This is a genomic window from Mangrovivirga halotolerans (genome assembly GCF_026241165.1).
Taxonomy (GTDB): domain Bacteria; phylum Bacteroidota; class Bacteroidia; order Cytophagales; family Cyclobacteriaceae; genus Mangrovivirga; species Mangrovivirga halotolerans.
Window position 1 is genome coordinate 15052 of record NZ_JAPFQN010000008.1, and the last position, 22268, is coordinate 37319.

General features: G+C 36.7%; 22 protein-coding genes. 18 read left to right on the top strand and 4 right to left on the bottom strand.

The features are described from left to right. Positions 1–136: 136 nt before the first annotated feature. Complete coding sequence (recA, locus tag OO013_RS14820; protein ID WP_266057727.1) at positions 137–1177, bottom strand: recombinase RecA; 1041 nt, start codon at positions 1175–1177, stop codon at positions 137–139. 175 nt (positions 1178–1352) lie between these two features. Here recA and OO013_RS14825 point away from each other — a divergent pair, with 175 nt between their 5' ends. The 9 genes from OO013_RS14825 to tsf all read left to right on the top strand — a co-directional run bounded on the left by OO013_RS14825 (position 1353) and on the right by tsf (position 8428). Beyond that, positions 1353–2336, top strand: coding sequence for an aminopeptidase (locus OO013_RS14825; protein WP_266057699.1), 984 nt, complete (start codon positions 1353–1355; stop codon positions 2334–2336). Between the two features lie 7 nt (positions 2337–2343). Beyond that, positions 2344–3159 carry a DUF3108 domain-containing protein gene (locus tag OO013_RS14830; RefSeq protein WP_266057700.1) on the top strand — a complete coding sequence of 272 codons (816 nt, stop codon included), beginning with the start codon at positions 2344–2346 and terminating at the stop codon, positions 3157–3159. Positions 3160–3204: 45 nt separating this feature from the next. After that, a complete protein-coding gene (locus OO013_RS14835) occupies positions 3205–3900 on the top strand; it encodes a response regulator transcription factor (RefSeq protein ID WP_266057701.1) in 696 nt (231 codons plus the stop codon). Next, on the top strand, positions 3887–4996 hold the full coding sequence (locus tag OO013_RS14840; RefSeq protein WP_266057702.1) for a sensor histidine kinase: 1110 nt from the start codon (positions 3887–3889) through the stop codon (positions 4994–4996). The genes OO013_RS14835 and OO013_RS14840 overlap by 14 nt, the downstream gene beginning before the upstream one ends. Continuing rightward, positions 4983–5696, top strand: coding sequence for an RluA family pseudouridine synthase (locus OO013_RS14845; RefSeq protein WP_266057703.1), 714 nt, complete (start codon positions 4983–4985; stop codon positions 5694–5696). Before OO013_RS14840 ends, OO013_RS14845 begins: the two co-directional genes overlap by 14 nt. A gap of 123 nt (positions 5697–5819) precedes the next feature. Beyond that, complete coding sequence (gene rplM, locus OO013_RS14850; RefSeq protein ID WP_266057704.1) at positions 5820–6263, top strand: 50S ribosomal protein L13; 444 nt, start codon at positions 5820–5822, stop codon at positions 6261–6263. A 10-nt stretch (positions 6264–6273) separates the two neighbouring features. Then, the gene (gene rpsI / locus OO013_RS14855) at positions 6274–6660 is read left to right on the top strand and encodes a 30S ribosomal protein S9 (protein WP_137089521.1); all 387 of its coding nucleotides are present in this window, start codon (positions 6274–6276) and stop codon (positions 6658–6660) included. Positions 6661–6710: 50 nt separating this feature from the next. Further along, on the top strand, positions 6711–7496 hold the full coding sequence (gene rpsB, locus OO013_RS14860) for a 30S ribosomal protein S2 (protein ID WP_266057705.1): 786 nt from the start codon (positions 6711–6713) through the stop codon (positions 7494–7496). A 101-nt stretch (positions 7497–7597) separates the two neighbouring features. Further along, a complete protein-coding gene (gene tsf, locus OO013_RS14865; RefSeq protein ID WP_266057706.1) occupies positions 7598–8428 on the top strand; it encodes a translation elongation factor Ts in 831 nt (276 codons plus the stop codon). 53 nt (positions 8429–8481) lie between these two features. Here the strand turns inward: tsf and OO013_RS14870 are convergent, their stop codons facing one another. From OO013_RS14870 to OO013_RS14880, 3 genes are read right to left on the bottom strand one after another with little or no spacing between them, the layout of a single operon-like run. Beyond that, positions 8482–9261 (bottom strand): hypothetical protein, encoded by a 780-nt coding sequence (locus tag OO013_RS14870; protein WP_266057707.1) that lies wholly within the window; start codon positions 9259–9261, stop codon positions 8482–8484. Next, entirely contained in the window at positions 9258–10532 is a 1275-nt protein-coding gene (locus OO013_RS14875) for an aminopeptidase P family protein (RefSeq protein WP_266057708.1), read from the bottom strand. Before OO013_RS14875 ends, OO013_RS14870 begins: the two co-directional genes overlap by 4 nt. Then, on the bottom strand, positions 10525–11460 hold the full coding sequence (locus OO013_RS14880) for a zinc dependent phospholipase C family protein (RefSeq protein WP_266057709.1): 936 nt from the start codon (positions 11458–11460) through the stop codon (positions 10525–10527). Before OO013_RS14880 ends, OO013_RS14875 begins: the two co-directional genes overlap by 8 nt. Positions 11461–11667: 207 nt before the next feature. Here OO013_RS14880 and rpsT point away from each other — a divergent pair, with 207 nt between their 5' ends. From rpsT to OO013_RS14925, 9 genes are all read left to right on the top strand, one after another. Beyond that, on the top strand, positions 11668–11922 hold the full coding sequence (rpsT, locus tag OO013_RS14885; RefSeq protein WP_266057710.1) for a 30S ribosomal protein S20: 255 nt from the start codon (positions 11668–11670) through the stop codon (positions 11920–11922). Positions 11923–12164: 242 nt separating this feature from the next. After that, positions 12165–14273 (top strand): M1 family metallopeptidase, encoded by a 2109-nt coding sequence (locus OO013_RS14890; protein ID WP_266057711.1) that lies wholly within the window; start codon positions 12165–12167, stop codon positions 14271–14273. Positions 14274–14410: 137 nt separating this feature from the next. Further along, the gene (radC, locus tag OO013_RS14895) at positions 14411–15097 is read left to right on the top strand and encodes a RadC family protein (RefSeq protein ID WP_266057712.1); all 687 of its coding nucleotides are present in this window, start codon (positions 14411–14413) and stop codon (positions 15095–15097) included. Positions 15098–15107: 10 nt separating this feature from the next. Beyond that, positions 15108–15698, top strand: a complete 591-nt coding sequence (locus tag OO013_RS14900) for a DUF1684 domain-containing protein (protein ID WP_266057713.1) — start codon at positions 15108–15110, stop codon at positions 15696–15698. An 81-nt stretch (positions 15699–15779) separates the two neighbouring features. After that, positions 15780–18200, top strand: a complete 2421-nt coding sequence (gene pheT / locus OO013_RS14905) for a phenylalanine--tRNA ligase subunit beta (protein WP_266057714.1) — start codon at positions 15780–15782, stop codon at positions 18198–18200. A gap of 82 nt (positions 18201–18282) precedes the next feature. Next, positions 18283–18588 carry a hypothetical protein gene (locus tag OO013_RS14910; RefSeq protein WP_266057715.1) on the top strand — a complete coding sequence of 102 codons (306 nt, stop codon included), beginning with the start codon at positions 18283–18285 and terminating at the stop codon, positions 18586–18588. Next, a complete protein-coding gene (locus OO013_RS14915) occupies positions 18588–18890 on the top strand; it encodes a cell division protein ZapA (RefSeq protein ID WP_137089511.1) in 303 nt (100 codons plus the stop codon). Before OO013_RS14910 ends, OO013_RS14915 begins: the two co-directional genes overlap by 1 nt. Before the next feature lie 73 nt (positions 18891–18963). Continuing rightward, positions 18964–20529, top strand: coding sequence for a ribonuclease Y (rny, locus tag OO013_RS14920; RefSeq protein ID WP_266057716.1), 1566 nt, complete (start codon positions 18964–18966; stop codon positions 20527–20529). A 96-nt stretch (positions 20530–20625) separates the two neighbouring features. After that, entirely contained in the window at positions 20626–22266 is a 1641-nt protein-coding gene (locus OO013_RS14925) for a M1 family metallopeptidase (RefSeq protein ID WP_266057717.1), read from the top strand. Positions 22267–22268 lie beyond the last annotated feature (2 nt).

The following is a 22268-nucleotide window of genomic DNA, read 5'->3' on the forward strand; positions in this document are numbered from 1 at the left end:
ATGTAACCCATTCGAGGATCATTGATCTTAAATAAATACAACTTTGTTAGAATCTTCATATTTTATACACTTATAATAATAAAGCAGAAATGAAATTCACTTCTGCTTTATAATGAGACAGTTGTATTCGATTAAACTACTTTTCTTTTACTGCTTCTTTAGGATTTTCGTCTTTACCAGCGATTTTATCTTTAATCTTTTTCTCTAATTCTTCCATTAATTCCGGATTATCAAGAATTAGTTTTTTGATAGCCTCACGACCCTGCCCAAGACGGTTTCCATCATAACTAAACCACGAACCTGCCTTGTCGAGAATTCCCATTTCTACACCAATATCAATTATCTCCCCTACTTTAGATATTCCCTCACCATATAAAATATCAAACTCAACTACCTTGAAAGGAGGCGCAACTTTATTTTTAACCACTTTAACCCTTGTTCTGTTACCCTGAACAGAATCTGCACTTTCTTTGATCTGCCCGATTCTTCTTATATCAAGACGTACTGAAGCATAAAATTTCAAGGCATTACCACCTGTTGTAGTTTCAGGATTTCCAAACATAACACCAATCTTCTCCCTGAGCTGGTTAATAAACACACAGGTGCATTTTGTCTTATTAATCGCGCCGGTTAATTTTCTCAAAGCCTGAGACATCAAACGAGCCTGAAGACCCATTTTGCTATCTCCCATTTCACCTTCAAGCTCACCTTTTGGTACTAGTGCAGCTACTGAGTCAATAACGACTATATCAAGTGCTCCCGAACGAATAAGGTGCTCAGCTATTTCAAGTGCTTGTTCTCCATTGTCAGGCTGAGATATCAATAGGTTCTCAGTATCAATACCCAACTTCTCGGCATATGTCTTATCAAATGCATGCTCTGCATCAACGATTGCTGCCATACCTCCGGCTTTCTGAGCCTCGGCGATAGCATGCATTGCTAAAGTAGTTTTACCTGAAGATTCAGGTCCATAGATCTCAACTATCCGACCACGAGGAAAGCCACCTACACCTAATGCAATATCAAGCCCTACAGAACCTGACGAAATTGCCGGTACATCGACAACACGCTCATCACTGAGCTTCATAATAGTTCCTTTTCCGTAAGTTTTTTCAAGTTTATCTATAGTGAGCTGCAATGCTTTCAGCTTCTCGTTTTTTTCAGACTTATCTGCCATTTTATATTCGGTTTTTAAAATTATTTCAACGATCGAATTTACATCATTCCACTTAATTGCCAAACAAATAAACGTTTATATAAGATTATTAATCAGTGGCAATTTATATTTATAAGTATTATCATTAATTATGCTTAAAACACGAAAGTCGAGGATATTATCAATTCTACTAATTTTGTTTTTTTTACTACTGGTTTGGAACAACGAGCTAATTTACTATGGTTTCAAACAAGGTGAAGGACAACTTCGTGTGGTTAAAAATGCTAAGCCAATTTCCGAGCTGATTTCCAATAAAAATGTTGCTGATTCAACCAGAAATTTATTATCAAAAGTTAAAGATATCCGAGAATTCGCCTTTTCTGAACTAGGTTTAAAAAAATCCGATAACTATACAGACTTTTATGATCACGGAAAGGATCCGATAATGTTCGTGGTAAGTGGTTGTAAACCTTATCAATTTGAAGCTAAAGAGTGGCGCTTTCCTGTAATCGGCACTTTTTCGTATAAAGGCTTTTTTGATGAAGAAATGGCGAAAAATGAATTGGCTAAGATCAAAACCAACGGCTATGATGCATATATCCGTACTGCAGCAGGATGGTCGACTTTGGGATTTTTTAATGACCCTGTATTATCTGGAATGTTGACCGATGGTGAAGCAGGACTTTCCGAAACTTTGATTCATGAATTGTTCCATGGAACTCTATTTATTAAGGATAGTCTGACATTTAATGAAAACCTGGCTTCATTTTTTGGCACGAAAGGTGCTTTAAAATATTTGAAATCAAAATATGGCAATAGGAGTGAAATAGTCGAAAACTATAAAAAAGAACTAAATGACAGAAATACGTATATACAATATATGGTAAAAGAAGCAGGTAGGTTAAATGAGTTATATAAGTCTATTGATTACCTGCCTGACTCCTTTAAGGAAGAAGCTAAAAGAAAATATATTAATAGCATAAAAGAAAAATTGAACACTATTCAATTCGAAAACAAGGCTTATTACGATATCTTTAAGGAAAAGCAACTCAATAACGCATATTTAATGTCATTTATCAGGTATAAAGGCTATGAAAAAACTCTTGAAATACAGTTATATGAAAAGTTTGATGGTGATCTTAACATGATGATCGATCATTATATAAAGAATAATAAATAAAATCAGAATGAAATTATTTAAAAGACTTTTTTCTGTTTTTGCAATATTGGCTTTTAGCGCCTTTACTATTCAGGATTCCACATACAGAACTCTGGAGCAGGACAATTTTGGACCTGGCGAAGTGCTTAATTACAGAATTCATTATGGTATATTCAATGCTGCAAAAGCAACTATGACCATTAGTGATAAGATATATAAACTAAATAACCGGCCTTGCTACAGGATAGATATTCAGGGCAGAACTTCCGGAGCTGTTGAAGTATTTTACCAGGTAGATGACCGATGGGGTAGCTATATGGATACTGCAGCATTGATCCCGCACAGATTTTACAGATTTATTAAGGAAAACAGGTATCGGAAAAATGAAATTGTTGATTTTAATCATAAAACCGGAACTGCCCTGGTTACAAGATTAAGCAAAGACTCAAAAAAAGTAGAAAAAAAGGAAAGATTTGATATTCCAAAAAATGTGCTTGACCTGGTGAGTGGTTATTATTTCTTCAGGACATTGGATTTTGACCAATATGAGCCTGGTGACCAGGTAGATCTTTCTGGGTTCTTCGATGATGAGGTATATGAATTTAAGATCCGGTATCTTCGAAAAGAAAAAGTCAGAACCAAACTGGGTAAGATGGATGCCTATGTCATTGCTCCAGTGATGCCTGATAACGAAATATTTGACGGTGAGGATAGTATTGAAGCCTGGATAAGTGCAGATAAAAATCGTATCCCTCTAAAGATCAAAGCAAAAATGTTTATTGGTGCGGTTGAAGTTGATATTACAAGTGTTGATGGCCTGAAGAATGAATTAGGTGAGATTTGAATAAATTAATGAAAACTGGTATTTTCGGCTACATAAGAATTTAAAATGAGAGACAATAAAATTAAGAATAAGAAAATCCTTATTGTAGATGACGAAAAAGATATCATTGAATTACTCACCTACAACCTGGAAAAAGAAGGATTTCACACAAAAGCAGCAAAAAATGGATCCCAGGCTCTTGATATAGCAGAGAGTTTCAAGCCTGATGTTATACTACTAGATATAATGATGCCGGATATGGATGGTGTGGAAACATGTCGCCGACTTAGAGAAATCCCGGATCTCAAGACTGCTCATATTATTTTTCTTACAGCGAGGTCAGAAGAATATTCAGAAGTTGCTGCTTTTGAAGTAGGAGCTGATGATTATATTACCAAACCTATTAAGCCACGAGCACTGATAAGCCGATTAAGTGCTATTTTCAGAAGGGAAGAAAGCAAAGAAGAAAATTCCGATATTTTGACATTCCCGGGCCTCACAATCGACAAAACTTCATATAAAGTTATTAAGAATGGCAAAGAAATTAGTTTGCCAAAAAAAGAATTCGAATTACTTTATTTCCTTGCCAACAATCCTTTGAAAGTTTACAACCGCGATGAATTATTAAAAAACATCTGGGGAAGTGATGTATTTGTACTAGCCAGAACTGTTGATGTTCACGTTAGAAAAGTAAGAGAAAAAGTTGGTCAGGATTATATAAAAACAATAAAAGGCGTTGGCTACAAATTTGAACAAGAGTAAACAATCATTACTGCTTAATTCCAAGATTATTTCTGTTCTCATAGGAATATGTGTGGCGCTGATCAGCGTCGCTTTTATATCTCTCTGGGGTAACTTTGATACAACAACTCTTGTTGTGATCGTCCTGGTTACTTTTGCCAGTTCATACCTTCTAAGCTATATCGTTCTCGAGTTTTTATTCATTAAAGAACTTGAAAAAGTGTATCACATCCTGGAGCAAATGAGAGGTGAAGACTATAGTTTACTAAAAGATGACCTGGCAAATAAATCAAGCCCTTTTGGAAGATTATACGATGAACTATATTCATTTGCATCAACTAAAGAAAGGGAAATTGCCGAACTTAAAAAACTTGAGCAATTCCGTCGCGACTTTCTTGCTGATGTTTCACACGAATTAAAAACACCTATTTTTGCCGCTCAGGGTTTTGTACACACCTTGTTAGATGGAGCAATTAAAGACAAGAGTGTAAGAACTAAGTTTCTTAAGAAAGCAGCGAAAAGTTTGGATGCACTGGACAACCTTGTTCACGATCTGCTTACCTTATCTCAAATGGAGGCAGGAGAAATTAAAATGCATTATGAAAATTTTGACATCTATAGCATGTGTCAGGAGATCATTGATGAATTAGAAGATAAAGCTCAGAAAAAAAACATATCAGTAGAGTTCTCAAAGGACACTAATCCGGGATTAATGGTATATGGTGATCAGCGCAGACTTTACCAGGTAATGCTAAACCTGACCTCTAACGCGATAAAATATACTGAAGAAGGTGGGTGGGCAAAAATAATATTAAAGCAGAAAGACCAAGAAGCATTTATTGGTGTACAGGATAATGGTGTAGGCATTTCAAGTGAACATGCTCATAGAGTTTTTGAACGCTTTTATAGGGTTGAAAAAAGCCGTACGAAGAAAAAAGGAGGGACCGGCCTTGGACTGGCGATTGTTAAGCATGTCGTAGATGGCCATAATCGCAAAGTTCACCTTGAAAGTAAACCGGGTAAGGGCACTTTGTTCTACTTTACGTTACCTTTGGCAAAGCATAGCGAACAACTACAAAGAAACAAAGGTAAAAAAGCTTCTAATGAAAAAGTTTAATATTAGTGAATCAGTACTTTATGAGGATGATAATTTATATATCATTAATAAGCCACCAAATATCTCAACTTTAGATGATCGAACTTCAAACCTGAGTATTCTCAAGTTTGCAAAAGAATATAATCCAGATTCACAAATCTGCCATCGCCTGGATAAAGAAACTTCAGGCTGTTTGATAATTGCAAAAAATCCTGAAACCTACCGGCATGTATCTATTGCCTTTGAAAAAAGAAAAGTCAAAAAAGTTTATCATGCAATAGTAGACGGGTTGCATGAATTTAGCGAGACTAAAGCCACCGGACCTATCAAAACTTTAAAAAAAGGAATAGTGGTAGTTGATTTTCAAGATGGAAAAGAAGCTTTGACTTATTTTGATACTCTGGAGGCATATAAGATGCATAGCCTTGTTGCCTGCCAACCGGTTACAGGAAGAATGCACCAGATCAGAGTTCATCTTAGTTTTCTAAAAGCACCAATTACAGGTGATGAAACGTATGGAGGAGAGCCTCTATACTTAAGCAAGATCAAAAGAAATTACAATATCGGACGGGATGATATGGAAAAACCGCTAATTCAAAGACTGGCACTTCATGCAAATGAAATTTCTTTTGAAGATCCGAAAGGTAAAATGATCGATATAAAGGCTCCATACCCCAAAGATTTCGCAGTTGCTATCAAACAATTAGACAAAAACAGGTGATTATCAAACAATTTCATTGATATTTGTCTACTATTGTTGGAATTCAAAATTAATACGTCTATCTTTGTGTCCCTTTTTGAGAGGGGACCGTATATGTATTGGAAAAATTAAAGCTTTATAAAAGTGGATACATTGAGTTATAAAACCATTTCAGCAAACAAAGAAACAGTTAACAAAGAGTGGGTTATTGTTGACGCTGAACAACAGACATTGGGACGTTTTGCCAGCGAGGTTGCAAAACTGATCAGAGGAAAGCACAAACCTAACTTCACTCCACATGTTGACTGCGGAGACAACGTTATTATTATTAATGCAGACAAGATCAGCCTTACAGGTAAGAAAATGACTGCAAAACAATACGTTCGTCACACAGGGCATCCGGGGGGACAGCGTTTTGCTACTCCACAGGAATTGTTAAATAAAAGACCTGAGAGAGTTTTGGAAATGGCCGTAAAAGGTATGTTGCCAAAAAACAGACTTGGACGTCAGTTATTTAACAATCTTCATGTTTATGCAGGAACTGAGCATCCTCACGAAGCACAAAAACCGAAAGAAATTAAACTTTAATTAATAATTAATGGAAGTAATCAATACCATAGGAAGACGTAAAACTTCTGTTGCGAGAATTTACGTGACGCCCGGTAAAGGTGAAATCACCGTTAACGACAGAGCTCTAGACGAGTACTTCCCATCTGATATTCTTCAGACAATCGTAAAACAGCCTTTCGCCCTAGTGGACGAAAACGACAATTACGATGTTAAAGCTATATTAGACGGAGGAGGAATCGCCGGACAAGCTGAGGCTTTACGCCTTGCAATTGCTCGTGCACTAAACGAGATCAATCCGGAACACAGACCTGCGTTAAAGAAGGAAGGTTTCCTTACTAGGGATCCACGTATGGTCGAAAGAAAGAAGTACGGCCGTCGCAAAGCGAGAAGAAGATTCCAGTTCTCGAAACGTTAATCCTGATAACAGGACTAAGAAATCAAAATTATTGTTAATCAAACTACTCAATGGCAAAACTAGAGTACAAAGACTTATTGGATGCTGGTGTCCATTTCGGGCATTTAAAGAGTAAGTGGAATCCAAAAATGGCTCCATACATTTTCATGGAGAAAAACGGGATCCACGTTATAGACCTCAACAAGACTTTAGCAAGTCTTGACGAAGCATCCCACGCGCTGCGCAACATTGCACGCTCAGGAAGAAAAATTATGTTCGTTGCTACTAAAAAGCAAGCAAAAGGTATCGTTGCAGAAAATGCACGTAATCTTAAGATGCCTTATGTAACTGAGCGTTGGTTGGGAGGTATGCTTACTAACTTCGCAACCATCAGAAAATCGCTTAAAAAAATGTCTGGTATCGATAAGATGATGAAAGAAGAAGCTTATCTGAACCTTGCAAAAAGAGAGCGACTGATGATTACTCGTGAAAGAGAAAAATTAGAGCGAGTATTAGGTGGTATTTCAGACCTTACCCGTCTGCCTGCAGCATTATTTGTAGTAGATATAAAGCGTGAGCACATTGCGATCAAAGAAGCGCAAAAGCTCAACATTCCAGTATTCGCACTTGTAGATACCAACTCGGATCCCACTCTTGTTGACTACGCGATACCTGCAAACGACGATGCTTACAAATCTGTAGAGTTACTTATGGGACATATCGCTTCTGTAATCGAAGAAGGATTAATGGAGCGTAAGAAAGATAAGGAAGACTCTAAGATGAAGGAAGAGGAGAATAAAAAGCGCGCCGCAGATAAAGGCGAAAAAGTTAAAGAAGGTGCTTCAGATAAAGAATAATGGCACTTTAGTATAATATCATAAAATTGAACATTGGAGGTCTTCTTTCGATGTTCAATTTTTTTTAATACGATCTAGATCTCTTATAAAACAAGATAATCATGGCTGTTACTGCAAAAGAAGTTAACAAATTAAGACAAATGACCGGTGCCGGTATGATGGACTGTAAAAAGGCATTGGTTGAAGCTGACGGCGACTTCGATAAAGCTGTCGAAATCTTAAGAAAAAAAGGTCAAAAGGTTTCTGCTAAAAGAAGTGACCGTGAGACCAATGAAGGTTATGTTTTTGCCAAAACTAACGACGATAAAACTGTAGGTATAATTGTTGCCATTGGTTGTGAAACTGATTTCGTAGCTAAGAACGATGAATTCGTTAATCTTGGTCAGCAAATCACTGACGCTACCTTTGAAAACAATCCTTCAAACATCGAAGAGCTTAAGCAAATTAAGCTTGGTGATCAAACTGTTGAAGAAAAGATCACTGAATTGGTAGGTAAGATCGGTGAAAAAATCGATATCCTTGCTTACGAAAAAATGGAAGGCGAGCAAGTAGTTCCTTACGTTCACGCTGGAAATAAATTAGGAGTTTTAGTTTCTCTGAAAAACACTGGTGGTGAAGACCAAACTGAAGCTGGTAGAGATGTTGCTATGCAAATCGCTGCTATGAATCCGGTTGCTCTTGACAAAGACGGAGTTGACTCTGCTATTGTTGAGAAAGAAATTGAAATCGGAAAAGAGCAAGCTAGAGCTGAAGGTAAACCTGAGCAAATTGTTGAAAAAATTGCTATGGGTAAATTGAATAAGTTCTTCAAAGAAAACACTCTACTTGAGCAAGCTTTCGTAAAAGATAACAGCCAGTCTATTTCGCAGTACCTTAACAGCGTAAAAGACGGTCTGACTGTTGCTGCATTCAAAAGAATTTCTATCGGATAATCTTTATCCTACTGAAATATAAATTAAAAGCGCTTCAAACGAAGCGCTTTTTTTTATTCTTCTTCCGGAATAGCCTGAAATAATAGTGTATCAGTGGCTGACCCTGTTTTTTTCCACAACTTTAATTCGTTGCTGCTCTTAATGTATGATAATTCATCATTGGTGAAATATTCCTCCACCAATGAAGCCTCATATTGCTCGGAATTCACAAATCCTTCAATGGAGGTTTGCTTATTAAAATTAAAGATAATTGTACTCCCGCTTTCATTGACATTACCACTAAACTCATTCAAACCACCTGAAAGCTGCCCGAAGGTGGTTGAAGGCAATTGAAGAACTGCTCCAATATAATCACACGGTGGATAATTGATTTCATCTCCTGAACCAGTCTCCCCTACTAATTGCCATTCAGTATTGACTAGCTCCACCGACTCATCAGTAGTAACCCTGTCTACTACACAAAAGGGTTCTGCAACTATACTTGCAAGATAAGCAGTTGACTTCGATGATGGATCATCAGGACATTCGGTTTTAATATTGGCAGTAACAAGAAATAATTCACCATTGAACTGTACTCCTTCAGCTAAGGAATTGCAAATATTCAACGTGTCAATTATTTCTGTCCTCGCTGAATTATAGAGATAAAATTCATAATTATTATTTTCATTAAGTAAAGCCCGTAATAATCTATTAGATACAGATTCGGTAAATGTTCTTTTAGGATCACAAATCGTGTATGTACACGTTTCATCATCAATACTATAACTGTCTCCACAGCCTATAAAAAGTAATCCAAATAAGATCAGAGCTTGTATTGTAAAAAGTTTTTTCATTTTGACATCAATTCTTCTATATGATCAGCTTCAATTGGTATATCAGCCATAAGATCAATAATACCATCTTTTTTAACGATCACGTCATTTTCCAATCGTATACCTATTTCTTCTTCGATCAAATATAATCCAGGCTCAACGGTTATTACAGCATTTTCTTTCAAAGGTTCTGTCCCTGATGGAATATCATGGGTATCTATTCCTAAATGATGACAGGTGCCATGCATAAAGTATTTACGATAGGCTGGGGCATCTTTAGTCGAACTATTAATATCCTCAATAGTCAAAAGGCCGTGCTCAAGAAGAAGATCCTGAATATACTGACCAACCTTTGCATTTATCTCTTTGAGTGTCTTGCCTGCTCTTATAATGGAAAATGCATAACGTTGGGCTTGAAGTACCATATTATATATTTGCTTTTGTCTGGGAGTGAATCGCCCGCTTGCCGGTACTGTCCTTGTCAAATCAGCACTATAATGCCTGTACTTTGCGCCTACATCCATTAAAATAAGAGCCCCCTCTTTGATAATTTTATTATTTCTTACATAATGTAATACACAAGCATCCTTACCTGAAGCTATAATTGGTTCATAAGCAAAACCCTCAGCATTATGCTTTAAAAATTCTGCATAATAAACACCTTGTAATTCATTCTCTGTTATGCCAGGACGAATTGTTTCAAGGACTTTGCCAAACCCTTTTCCGGTAATATTACAAGCCTCCTCAAGGTAGCTTAATTCAAGATTATCTTTTGAAGAACGCAATATCCTTAGCAGGTCATTTAAAATATGGACATCTTTTCCCGGATATTCTTTTTGAAGATACTCGACGAATCTCTTATTCTTACTGTAGACATCAGGAGCAGTCCGCCTTGGATAATCTTCCAGTGCTGATACTGAATCTGCATTAGATAACAGCATTTCCAAATCTTCATTAAGATCTTTCTCCCATCTGACATCCTCCACTCCTGATATTTCACTGGCCTCAGACTGAGACAGTTTTCTGCCTTCCCAAATTATCGTGTGCTCGTCAGAATATCGTATATAAAGAATTTCCTTAACATTTTCTCCTCTTTTATCAATAATCAGGGTAGTTCTGTCTTGCAAAATCCCTGTTAGGTAATACAAATTAGAATCCTGGATAAATGGATAATTCCCATCAGCATTAGTTGGCATAAGATCATTGCTATGAAAAACTGCCAGTGTAGAACTTTCCAATTCTGAAATTAATTTAGCACGCCTTCTTCTGTAATAATCTACTGGTTTAATCATTACTCTTCTTTTTCCTTTCTTTAGTTTTATTATTCTTTTTGAGCATCTTATCAAGATTGGGTTGTCCGGCATCGACCCAGCAGGTAAACCAAAAATCACCAATTTTATTGATGGATCTTAGCATTTGCTTTTCAACCATGTCGTTTAATAACCGATTATATTCTGCTGATAATTCATATGAAGGACGCTTTACTTCAACATTTTTTCTTATAGTTACACTATACTGTTCAGTTTGAGGAACATTCTTTCTTGCCTGAATTTCAGCTAACAAAACTGAATCAACAAGACTGTGGCTATGAGCTATAACATTCCAGATCTCCAATTGAGTATTTTCTATATACTTTGCCTTTCGTGGTACCAGAGTATAATTCTTGAAAAATAATTCCGGCAGCCTGGTTTCCCAGAATGAATGAATACCCTCCTGTCCTGTCAATTGTCCATTGTAATTTATTGTTGTATGCAATGGTACATGAGCATCACCTATGTAGTGTCCCATTTCTGCAGAAAGCTGAATTATCCTTTCTACATCCTTTTCTTTAAATGCATTAGTCAATTGGTAGCAAACTCGTTGCACGTGCCACGGAAGTACACCATAAGCCTTCAAAGTATCTTCAGAAAGAGAATCAACTGCTTCCTTCCAGTACCTGGGCAACCTATATACAGCTGAATCACCATATACATCAGCATCAAGGTAGTGCCTTGGAGCTTCATCAGGAACGGAATGCCTTCTTTTATCTGGATCTACTGAATGTTCAGAGATATACTGAGAAAAATTTTTATAAAACCTACTCATCTCCCCCGGAAGTGTCAGGATGGCCCTCCGGTTAATTTCCCGATGTGCAAAAAAACCCCACGAAAATGAAATAGCAGGGATCTGAATAAATAATAATAGAATAATTAATGCACGTAAAAAATTAAAATTCTTCATTGGTCTAAAATAAGCCAATTACTCTTGAATACCCACAAATAATCTATTGATGAAAAATTCATTATTGGCATTATAATTTATTACCTTTGTAACCTGTTGAGCAAAAGGCGATTAATTTTACAGATAAAATAGGGCGTATGTTTTGTGTTTGTAAATATTTTCGTACATTTGCACTCCTAAATTTGAAACAAGAAAAAGTATAGATAAATGGCAAATCATAAGTCGGCATTAAAGAGAATTCGTTCAAGCGCTGCTAGAAGATTGAGAAACCGTTATCAGCATAAAACTACTCGTACGTTTGTCAAGCGTTTGAGAAATACTACTGATAAAAATGAAGCTCTAGAGTTATTCAACAAGGTTTCTTCAATGATTGACAAGTTAGCTAAGAAAAACATCATTCATGATAACAAAGCAGCTAACCAGAAATCAAAGTTGAGAAAACACGTTAACAGCCTGGCGTAATTCCCTAGCTGTTTTAGCTTAAAATATCAAAGCTTTACCTGTTAATCGGGTAAGGCTTTTTTTGTTATCTATCTCCATGACATTCTGCCTTTTTTTAGATAGTCACCCCCGATCTATCTATAAATAAAATTCACTCTTCCTGCTTATCTACCGTTCATTGAATTATTTGTTATCAACACATCCTTTCAATTCGTTTTCCAGCCCTATTATTTTATATTCGTGGTGTATTAATAATATCAACCATGAAAAAAATAATATTCAGTTACTTATTTATTTTATTAACCTGTAGCATCTACGCACAGGATGAAAATTATTATATCCCCAGAGAAATAAGAGAAGCATACGAAGCCGGAACCAGGAGCAAAGATGGTGCTCCAGGGAAAAATTATTGGCATAACACAGTTGATTACAACATTAAAGCAAATATTGATCCAGCCAACAGGCTCTTAACCGGAGCAGCAAAAATTAAATACCACAACAATTCACCAGATGAATTAAATACTATAGTTGTAAGACTGTATCATGACGTATTTAAAGAGGGAGCAAGCAGGAGATCATCTGTAAACTCTGAAGATATAGGGAATGGTACGGAAATTTCCTCTTTATCAGTTGAGGGAAAGGAAATTGATTTAAATGGAGAACAGGTTACGAGAAGAGGTACAAATATGTTTGTCAGGCTAAGTGAACCTTTGGACCCTGAATCTTCCGTAGATCTTGAAGTCATGTGGCATTATACAATCCCTAATACTTTAAGGAGGACAGGTGTCTATGATAGTACGAGTTATCACGTCGCTTATTGGTATCCGCAGATTTCCGTTTATGATGATATATTTGGCTGGGATACCATGGATTACACAATTCTATCCGAATTCTATAATAATCTGGCAAACTACGATGTCACCCTTACCATGCCTGAAAATTTCAATATTTGGGCTACCGGAATTCTTCAAAATCCTGATGAGATATTTCAGGAAGAAATTCTAAATAAATACAAGCAAGCAAAAAGTTCAGAAGAAGTAATTCATATTATTACTGAAGATGATCTTTCTGACTACAAAAATAAATCAGGCACCTGGCACTATGTTGCTGATGAAGTTAGTGACTTTGCTTTTAGTGTAAGTGATCATTATCAGTGGGATGCCGTAAATCAAAAGGTTGAAGACAGGAATGTTTTAATAAGCACAGTATTTCCTAAAGGCCAAAGTGAAGCATATTCACAGGTAACAGATTATCAGAAAAAAACTATGAAACATTTTTCTGAAGATATGCCGGGCGTCCCTTACCCATACCCTGCTTTTACTACTTTTATAGGACTAAGAGGTGGTGGAATGGAATTTCCAATGATGGCCAACAATGCCGGCCCAGGGTTAGGAGTTACCGTTCACGAAATGTTCCACACTTATTTCCCAATGTACGTTCGAATAAATGAACGAAGATTCGCAGCAATGGATGAGGGCTGGGCTCAGTACATCACCCAGTTAGTGATAAATAAATACTTCGTCGAAGGAGATGACCCTAATTATGTTGGCTTGGCCACAGGTGGTGGGACCATGGGTACAATAGAAGACCTGCCATTAATTACCTCTACTCAATTTATGGATCAAACTAATTACGGTTATGCCTCCTATAGCCTTCCAGGATTCTTTTATGGTATGTTGCATGATTATTTGGGCGATGAAATGTTTCAAAAAGCATATAGCGAATATATTAACCGCTGGGCCAAGAAATCACCAACTCCATATGATTTTATATTCACCATGGAAGATGTATCCGGTGAAGATCTGACATGGCTTTTCAAACCGTGGTTTTTTAATTACGGAAATGCTGACTTAGCAATTACTGATCTTAAGGGAAATAAAATAACAGTAGAAAATAAAGGGATTCGACCGGTTCCTTTAAAACTTGATGTCTTTTATAATGATGGATCATCAAAAACCTATACTAAGAAAGCTGACGTATGGAAAAATGATAATAAACATACGATCACTGTGGATAATGCAAAAGACATCAATTATGCATTAATAAGCCTGGGAGTTCCTGATGAATCTCAAAGCAACAACATCCTTCCTTCGATTGAGGATATTTATAAATCCTCAGCTGCAAATATGAAAGTTGCCGGAGAATATATGATCGATCAGGTTCCTCTTGCTATGCATATTGAAGAAAAGGATGGTAAGCTGAAGATCAGAGTGCCTCGTGGTGGTGTTGATAGCTGGTTAATCCCTGTGGGTGAAAGTAAATTTAAAAGTCTTGATGGAATCTTGTCGATTGAGTTCATCAAAGAAGGTGAAGAATTTACTGCAGCAAATATTAGTGCCCAAGGCCAGCAATTTACGGCAAAAAGAAAATAAACTATTTTAAAGGCAGGTAGAATAAATACCTGCCTTTAATTTAATTATGATGATCATTTAGGTCCTTCCTCAATATTAATTCGGCTAATTAAACGTTTACCTTGGCATTTATCTGAGACAGTATTTTCTTTGTCAGGATGAACACACATCTGAACATTAGAAACTGGGCCGAAGAAGACCGCCCCCGCGAAAAATTATTAACTAAAGGAAAATCAGCTCTCAGTGATGCTGAATTACTAGCGATACTAATTGGATCTGGAACCCGTTCAATGTCCGCGGTAGATCTCTGTAAACAGATTCTTCATCATAGTGACAATGATTTAAATAAAGTTGCACGGATGACCGTATCTGAATTGATGAGATTTAAGGGTATCGGTGAAGCAAAAGCAATTAGTATAGTGAGCGCCCTTGAACTTGGCAGAAGAAGAAAACCGGAAGGTAAAAATGTTACCCGGATTACCTGCTCCACCGATGCTTATCACATTCTGGGTCCGATGATGAAAGATTTGCCCCATGAAGAGTTTTGGGTGATTCTTTTAAACAGACAAAATGGAGTTATAAAGACCATCAAAACCAGTAGCGGAGGAGTATCTGGCACTGTTGTAGATCCTAAAATTGTCTTCAAAATGGCAGTTGACCATACTGCATCAGGAGTCATTTTATCTCACAACCATCCTTCGGGAAATCTTAAACCCAGTCAGGCAGATCTTCAACTTACTCGAAAAATTAAAGAAGCCGGGCATCTACTCGAAGTTCCTGTACTTGATCACTTGATAATTACCAATAATGGCTATTTTAGCATGGCAGATGAAGGTGTATTATAAACTTTAACAAATGAAACTTAAGATAATCATAGCCATTGCTTTTGTGATAGTTGTTGGCGTAACAATTTATAGTCTCTCAGGAAATCAAAAAGAATCATGGGAAAAATGGAAAAATGATCGAGAGGAGTTCCTGAGAAATTCTTCATCCTCCCCTTTTAACGAAGCTGATGTGGAATTTGAGGGGGTTAATTATTTCAACTATGATCCTGAATTTGAAATTAAAGCAAAATTAAGCCCTATTAGACCACAAAATCCTGTTAAGCTAACCAGTACAACAGGCGAAGACCTAACCTATTTTCAATCGGCCTTGGCTACTTTTGATATTAAGGGTAAAAATTTTGAGGTCATGCTATTAACCCTTACAAAAAATGCCCCTGAAGAATACCACCTTCTTTTTACAGATAAAACGAATGGAATGTCAACTTATGGCGGAGGAAGATATCTCGAAATACCTTATAAAGATGCAGGAAACATCCTTATAAACTTCAATAAAGCATATTATCCGTACTGTGCTTACGTCCACGATTATAGCTGCCCCATCCCACCAAGAGGTAATTATATCGATTTAAAAATTACTGCAGGTGAAAAAGATGCTCAGTAAACAGATATGATTCATTTTTTATATGGGTTCACAAAGGATATTGATTAATTTTGGGTTTTTAAAATCAGAATAGAACAAAATATGAAAATTTCGCTTAGCTGGCTGAAAGATTATATAGATGTAAATAATTTAAAAATTGATGAACTTGAAGAACTGCTAACTCAAACAGGTCTTGAAGTTGAAGGCATAGAGAAATTTGAAACCATTAAAGGTGGGCTTGAAGGCATAGTTGTAGGTGAAGTATTAACCTGCGATAAACATCCTAATGCTGATAAATTAAAAGTCACCACTGTTGATATTGGAGAAGATGAACCTTCACATATTGTTTGTGGTGCCCCAAATGTTGATGCTGGTCAGAAGGTTCTGGTAGCTACAGTTGGTACTACTTTGTATCCGGAAGATAGTGAGCCTTTCAAAATTAAAAAGGCTAAGATACGTGGTGAGGCATCCTACGGCATGATCTGTGCAGAAGATGAATTGGGAATTGGTACGTCGCACGAAGGAATAATGGTGTTAAACACAGACCTTCCTGCTGGTACTCCTGCTGCAAAATATCTAAATATAGAGTCTGATCAGATTATTGAAATTGGATTAACTCCAAACAGAGCTGACGCAACTTCTCACGTAGGTGTAGCAAGGGATGTTCATGCTGTTACAGGAAATAAAATACAATGGCCTGACATCAATTCTTTTTCTACCACCAATACTCAACCACCTGTTAAAGTGGTTGTTGAAAATAAAGAGGCATGCCCACGTTACTCTGGTGTTACGATTGAAGGTGTTGAAGTAGGTCCGTCACCAGAATGGTTGCAAAATAAATTGCGGGCTATCGGACTCACTCCAAAAAATAATGTCGTCGATATTACAAATTTTGTACTTCATGAAATAGGGCAGCCTTTACATGCTTTTGATGTTGCTGCTATCGATAACAATGAAGTTCGGGTTAAAACCTTACCTAAAAATACTGTCTTCACTACTTTAGATGGTGAAGAAAGAAAACTTCATGAAAAGGACCTGATGATTTGTAACGGTAAAGATCAGGGAATGTGTATCGCTGGAGTATTTGGTGGAGAAAAAAGTGGCGTGACCGAAAAAACAACAGATGTATTTCTCGAAAGTGCTTATTTCAATCCTGACTATATCCGATCTACCAGTCAACGTCATTTATTAAAAACAGATGCTAGTTTCAGATACGAAAGAGGAACGGATCCAAACATTTGCTTGTATGCGCTAAAAAGGGCTGCTTTATTGATCAAAGAACTTACTGGAGGGGAGATTAAGGGTGAAGTGATTGATATCTATGATAAGCCTGTTGAACCGGTCACCGTTAATATGAAATATAAAAATATTGACAGATTGATCGGCATCAAGATCGATAAGCAAAAAATAAAAGAAATTTTAGAAAGGCTGGAAATTGAGGTTTCAAATGAAACTGAAGAAGGTTTTGTAGCTACAGTTCCAACTTACCGGGTTGACGTCACACGTGAAGCTGACGTTATCGAAGAGATTATACGAATTTACGGTTTAAATAATATTCCACTACGAGAAACTCTTAGTGCAGATTATTTAAGCAGTTTTGATGAGAAAGACCCGGGTAAAATTTACACTACAACTGCTCATTACCTTGCAGGCCTGGGATTTCATGAGATTATGTCAAACTCATTGACAAAACCTCAGTACTCAGATGCGGTGGAAGACCTAAACAGTGAAGAAGATGTTGTAATCCTTAATAAGTTAAGTGAAGACCTTGGCGTAATGAGGCAAACAATGCTTTTTGGAGGATTGGAAGCAATAGCAAGAAATCAAAACCGAAAGCAGAATAATCTAAAATTTTTCGAATTAGGTAAAACTTACCGTAAGAAAGGTGACAGCTACCAGGAAGGTTACAAACTAGCTTTATTTGTTACTGGTGATGCCGTGGAAGAAAACTGGCAAAGCAAAGCGATAGAAGCTGATTTCCATTATTTGTACGGAAAAGTTTTAACTCTTCTTAAAAAGTTCAACTTTGACAATATTACGAACGAACGAACTTCAGATGGAGTATTAGCTGATGGCTTAACACTATTTTCTAACAAAACACCATTAGTAAAGCTTGGACTTGTAAAAAACGATCTCACAGCGATCAATGATGTCAAAATGCCAGTATGGTACGCAGAGTTCGACTGGGATAAAATGATCGATAAAAAAGATAATAGTGTAGTCTATAATGAGATTTCTAAATTCCCTGAAGTAAGAAGGGACCTTTCTTTAGTAATCGATAAGAATATTTCTTTTGATGACCTGAAAGAAACAGCTTTTAAAGCTGAAAGAAAAATGCTGAAAAGGATCAACGTTTTTGACGTATACGAAGGTGATAAAATTGAGGAAGGAAAAAAGGCTTATGCATTAAGTTTTGTTCTTGAAAACAAGGACAAAACACTGACAGATAAAATGATAGATCAAAGTATGCAAAGATTAATCAAGGCATTTGAAAAGCACAATAATGCCTACATAAGAAAATAATTCTTTGTTACTGTGTATTTATTTAATAAGTCTGTATATTAAAGATTAGTATTCTGTTCAATCCGTTACTTTTTTAATGCCAATGGTGCAGGAAGATGTAGAATATGCCTTAAACTCACTGGAGCGAAAGATTAAATTGCTTCAGGCTGCTTATAAAAAGCAAGAAGATGAGTTGCATGATCTTCGAAAAGACAACGCATCCTTAAAAAGGCAGATCGAAAGTAAAAACGATGAACTGGATGCTTATAAAAATAAATTAAAAATTAGTAGTATTGTAGACGGTATTCTGTCTGAAGGGACTGATACTACTGAGTTGAAAAGCAAATTAGATCAATATATATCTGAGCTCGACAAGTGTATTGAAACGTTGAGCGACTTTGAACATTAATGGCAGAGCTGTTATCCATAAAAATAAAAATTGGTAACAGGGAGTATCCAATGAGGGTTCACCCTGATGATGAACAGCGTATACGAAAAGCTGGAAAGCTATTACATGAAAAATTAAAAGCATATAGAGACCGTTTTGGTTTAGATGATATGCAGGACCTGCTGGCTATGGTTGCGTTTGATGTGATGGCTGATAAGCTAAAAGTCGAAGCTTCGACCGGACAGGTCACAGAATCAGCACTGCTAAGAATCCAAAACCTGAATAAAGCTTTAGATGAAACACTAAGCACTACAGATATATAATTCTTTTTATCAACTTATCAACTCTTCCCTTTATCAGAATACAGGCTATAAACTATAAAACCTGTTAAAAACTATGGACCCATTGGTAATAACCATTATTGCCGCGGTGGCCGGGCTAATTATCGGATTTGCCATCGCAAGCTTCTTATTGAAAGGATCCAATAATAAGAAAATAAAAGAAGCTGAAGAAGTAGCACTTGCCAAATTAAATGAGGCTAAGTCTGAAGGAGAAAGAATCAAGAAAGAAAAAATTCTTGAAGCAAAGGAGAAATTTCTTAAAATGAAAGAATCCTTTGAAGAGGAAGTAAATAAAAAGAAAAACCAGATCATCACAAATGAAAACAAGCTAAAGCAAAGAGAATCTACTCTCTCCAAACAGATTGAGCAAGCTAAAAGAAAAGAGGATGAACTGGACAGAACTAAACAAAATCTGGAGGAACAATTAGAGTTTGTCAGAAAGAGAAAAGACGAACTGGAAAAAACCCGACAGCAACAAGTAGCTATACTTGAGAAAGCAGCCAACCTTACTGCAGATGAAGCCAGGGAACAACTTATTGAAGCTCTACGTGACGAAGCTGAAACAAAGGCAAACTCTTATATCAAAGATATAATTGAGGAGGCTAAGCTTACTGCTTCTAAAGAATCTAAAAAGATTGTTGTTGAGTCAATTCAAAGAACTGCAACTGAACATGCTATTGAAAACTGTGTTAGTGTATTTAACATAGAAAGCGATGATATTAAAGGTAAAATCATCGGACGCGAAGGAAGAAATATTCGTGCTCTTGAAGCAGCAACAGGTGTTGAGATCATTGTTGATGATACCCCTGAGGCAATAATCATATCCGGATTTGATCCTGTTAGAAGAGAAATCGCCAGACTTTCATTACACAGACTTGTTCAGGATGGTCGAATCCACCCTGCACGTATTGAAGAGGTGGTGAGTAAAACCACTAAGCATATCGAAGAAGAGATCGTTGAAATCGGAGAAAGAACAGTAATCGATCTTGGAATACATGGTGTTAACCCTGAATTGATAAAGCTAGTTGGCCGTATGAGGTTCCGTTCAAGTTATGGGCAAAACCTTCTCCAGCACTCGAGAGAGGTAGCTAAACTTTGTGCTACCATGGCATCCGAATTAGGCTTAAATGCCAAACTAGCTAAAAGAGCTGGCCTTCTGCACGATATTGGTAAGGTATGGCCGGAAGAACCAGAACTTCCTCATGCAATACTTGGTGGAGAGCTTGCTAAAAAATATAAAGAGCATCCTGAGGTGGTTAATGCAATTGCTGCTCACCACGACGAAGTAGAAATGACTTCTCTTATCTCTCCGATTGTCCAGGCTTGTGATGCAATTAGTGGATCAAGGCCAGGCGCAAGACGTGAGATTATGGAGTCTTACATAAAACGACTTAAAGAACTTGAAGAATTAGCATTGAGCTTTAATGGAGTTCAAAAATGCTATGCTATCCAGGCTGGTAGAGAACTTCGTGTAATCGTTGATGCAGAAAGCGTTGGTGATGATGATGCAGGAAGCTTATCTTTTGACATTTCACAAAAAATTGAAAAAGATATGCAGTATCCAGGACAGATAAAAGTTACTGTTATCAGAGAAATGAGATCTGTTAATTACGCCAAGTAAAAATCATGATAATCTTATTAGAAGCCGGTTTGATACCGGCTTTTTTTATTTTTAATTAATTTACATCTTGTATATTATAACATAACGATCCATTTCATGAAGAAAACAATTTTTTTATTAGCTTTCATTTGCCTGGCAATATTTTCAGCTGATGCACAGCTTTTACATAAAAACAGAAATGCTTCCCGCGCAGATAGTTTAAGGGGGAGCATGCGGCCTGAAAGGACTAGTTTTGATGTAAAATACTATCATTTGAATATTTCAATAGATCCCTATTCAAAACTCATTCAGGGTTATAACGACATCACCTTTCAAATTGACGAACCGACGAGTAAAATTCAAATAGACCTGTTTGATAATCTCAGTGTCGACAGTATAAAACTAGGTGATGATCACTTAGATTATAAAAGGGAGTTTAATGCTGTTTTCATTGATCTGGGGAAAAAACTACCTGAAAATGATGTTGAAACAATTAGATTTTATTACTCCGGTAAACCGACAATTGCTAAAAGAGCTCCGTGGGATGGTGGATTTGTTTTCGATAAAACTCCTTCCGGAGATCATTTTATTGCAGTTGCATGCCAGGGATTTGGAGCATCTTCATGGTGGCCAAACAAAGATCATTTGAGTGACGAACCCGATAGCATGTTGATCAGTATAGCAGTTCCAAATAACCTTAAAAATATCTCAAACGGAAGATTAAGAGGAGTTGACACTCTTAGTAATGGCTATAACAGATGGAATTGGTTTGTTAATAACCCGATCAATAATTATGATGTATCAGTTAATATTGCCGATTATGTGCATTTCCATGATACATATAAAGACCTTGACTTGGATTACTGGGTGCTACCAGAAAATCTGGAAAAGGCTAAAAAACAATTTAAAGAGGTTAAACCAATGATGGCCTGTTTTGAAGAAAAAATGGGTTTTTATCCATTTAAAGAAGATGGTTATAAGCTGGTTGAAACTCCTTACCTGGGGATGGAACACCAAAGTGCGGTAGCATATGGGAATAAGTATCAAAAAGGATATTTGGGAAATGACCTCTCGGGCACTGGTGTAGGATTAAAATGGGATTTCATCATAATTCATGAAACTGGTCATGAATGGTTCGGTAACAGCATTACTGCTGCTGATATTGCCGATATGTGGATTCATGAAGCTTTTACTACTTATACAGAAGCCATTTACATAGAATGTCGCTGGGGGTACGAAGATGCAATGACCTATTTGAATGGTATGAAGAGAAATGTTCAAAATGACATTCCAATAATCGGACCCTATGGTGTCAACAAAGAAGGATCTTCCGATATGTATCCAAAAGGTGCACTAATGCTCAATACTATCCGACATATTACTGCTGATGATGAATTGTGGTGGAATACATTTAAGAATTATACGCTTGACCATAAGAAGACCATTGTTAACAGGCAAATAGTACAGTCTTATTTCGAAAAGCATTTAGGTATTGATCTGAGAACTGTATTTGATCAATACCTTACCACTACCGATATTCCGGTTCTGGAATGGAAAAGGAAAGGGAAAAAATATGAGTATCGCTGGACAAGAGTTGTTGACGGGTTTGATATGCCTGTAGATATTCTTATTGGAAACGAAAAAACCAGAATTTATCCAACTACTGAATGGCAAAAACTGAAGTTGGATGATAAAGATGCTAAAATTGATGTGGCTACCGGACAGTTCTATATTTTTACCAAAGAAGCCTTAGACTAAAA

What these genes read in the sequence shown, in the direction of transcription:
- recA (WP_266057727.1), bottom strand. Translation starts at nt 1,177, where the DNA reads ATGGCAGATAAGTCTGAAAAAAACGAGAAGCTGAAAGCATTGCAGCTC.
- OO013_RS14830 (WP_266057700.1), top strand. Translation starts at nt 2,344, where the DNA reads ATGAAATTATTTAAAAGACTTTTTTCTGTTTTTGCAATATTGGCTTTT.
- OO013_RS14835 (WP_266057701.1), top strand. Translation starts at nt 3,205, where the DNA reads ATGAGAGACAATAAAATTAAGAATAAGAAAATCCTTATTGTAGATGAC.
- OO013_RS14845 (WP_266057703.1), top strand. Translation starts at nt 4,983, where the DNA reads ATGAAAAAGTTTAATATTAGTGAATCAGTACTTTATGAGGATGATAAT.
- rpsI (WP_137089521.1), top strand. Translation starts at nt 6,274, where the DNA reads ATGGAAGTAATCAATACCATAGGAAGACGTAAAACTTCTGTTGCGAGA.
- rpsB (WP_266057705.1), top strand. Translation starts at nt 6,711, where the DNA reads ATGGCAAAACTAGAGTACAAAGACTTATTGGATGCTGGTGTCCATTTC.
- tsf (WP_266057706.1), top strand. Translation starts at nt 7,598, where the DNA reads ATGGCTGTTACTGCAAAAGAAGTTAACAAATTAAGACAAATGACCGGT.
- OO013_RS14870 (WP_266057707.1), bottom strand. Translation starts at nt 9,261, where the DNA reads ATGAAAAAACTTTTTACAATACAAGCTCTGATCTTATTTGGATTACTT.
- OO013_RS14875 (WP_266057708.1), bottom strand. Translation starts at nt 10,532, where the DNA reads ATGATTAAACCAGTAGATTATTACAGAAGAAGGCGTGCTAAATTAATT.
- OO013_RS14880 (WP_266057709.1), bottom strand. Translation starts at nt 11,460, where the DNA reads ATGAAGAATTTTAATTTTTTACGTGCATTAATTATTCTATTATTATTT.
- rpsT (WP_266057710.1), top strand. Translation starts at nt 11,668, where the DNA reads ATGGCAAATCATAAGTCGGCATTAAAGAGAATTCGTTCAAGCGCTGCT.
- OO013_RS14890 (WP_266057711.1), top strand. Translation starts at nt 12,165, where the DNA reads ATGAAAAAAATAATATTCAGTTACTTATTTATTTTATTAACCTGTAGC.
- radC (WP_266057712.1), top strand. Translation starts at nt 14,411, where the DNA reads ATGAACACACATCTGAACATTAGAAACTGGGCCGAAGAAGACCGCCCC.
- OO013_RS14900 (WP_266057713.1), top strand. Translation starts at nt 15,108, where the DNA reads ATGAAACTTAAGATAATCATAGCCATTGCTTTTGTGATAGTTGTTGGC.
- pheT (WP_266057714.1), top strand. Translation starts at nt 15,780, where the DNA reads ATGAAAATTTCGCTTAGCTGGCTGAAAGATTATATAGATGTAAATAAT.
- OO013_RS14910 (WP_266057715.1), top strand. Translation starts at nt 18,283, where the DNA reads ATGGTGCAGGAAGATGTAGAATATGCCTTAAACTCACTGGAGCGAAAG.
- OO013_RS14915 (WP_137089511.1), top strand. Translation starts at nt 18,588, where the DNA reads ATGGCAGAGCTGTTATCCATAAAAATAAAAATTGGTAACAGGGAGTAT.
- rny (WP_266057716.1), top strand. Translation starts at nt 18,964, where the DNA reads ATGGACCCATTGGTAATAACCATTATTGCCGCGGTGGCCGGGCTAATT.
- OO013_RS14925 (WP_266057717.1), top strand. Translation starts at nt 20,626, where the DNA reads ATGAAGAAAACAATTTTTTTATTAGCTTTCATTTGCCTGGCAATATTT.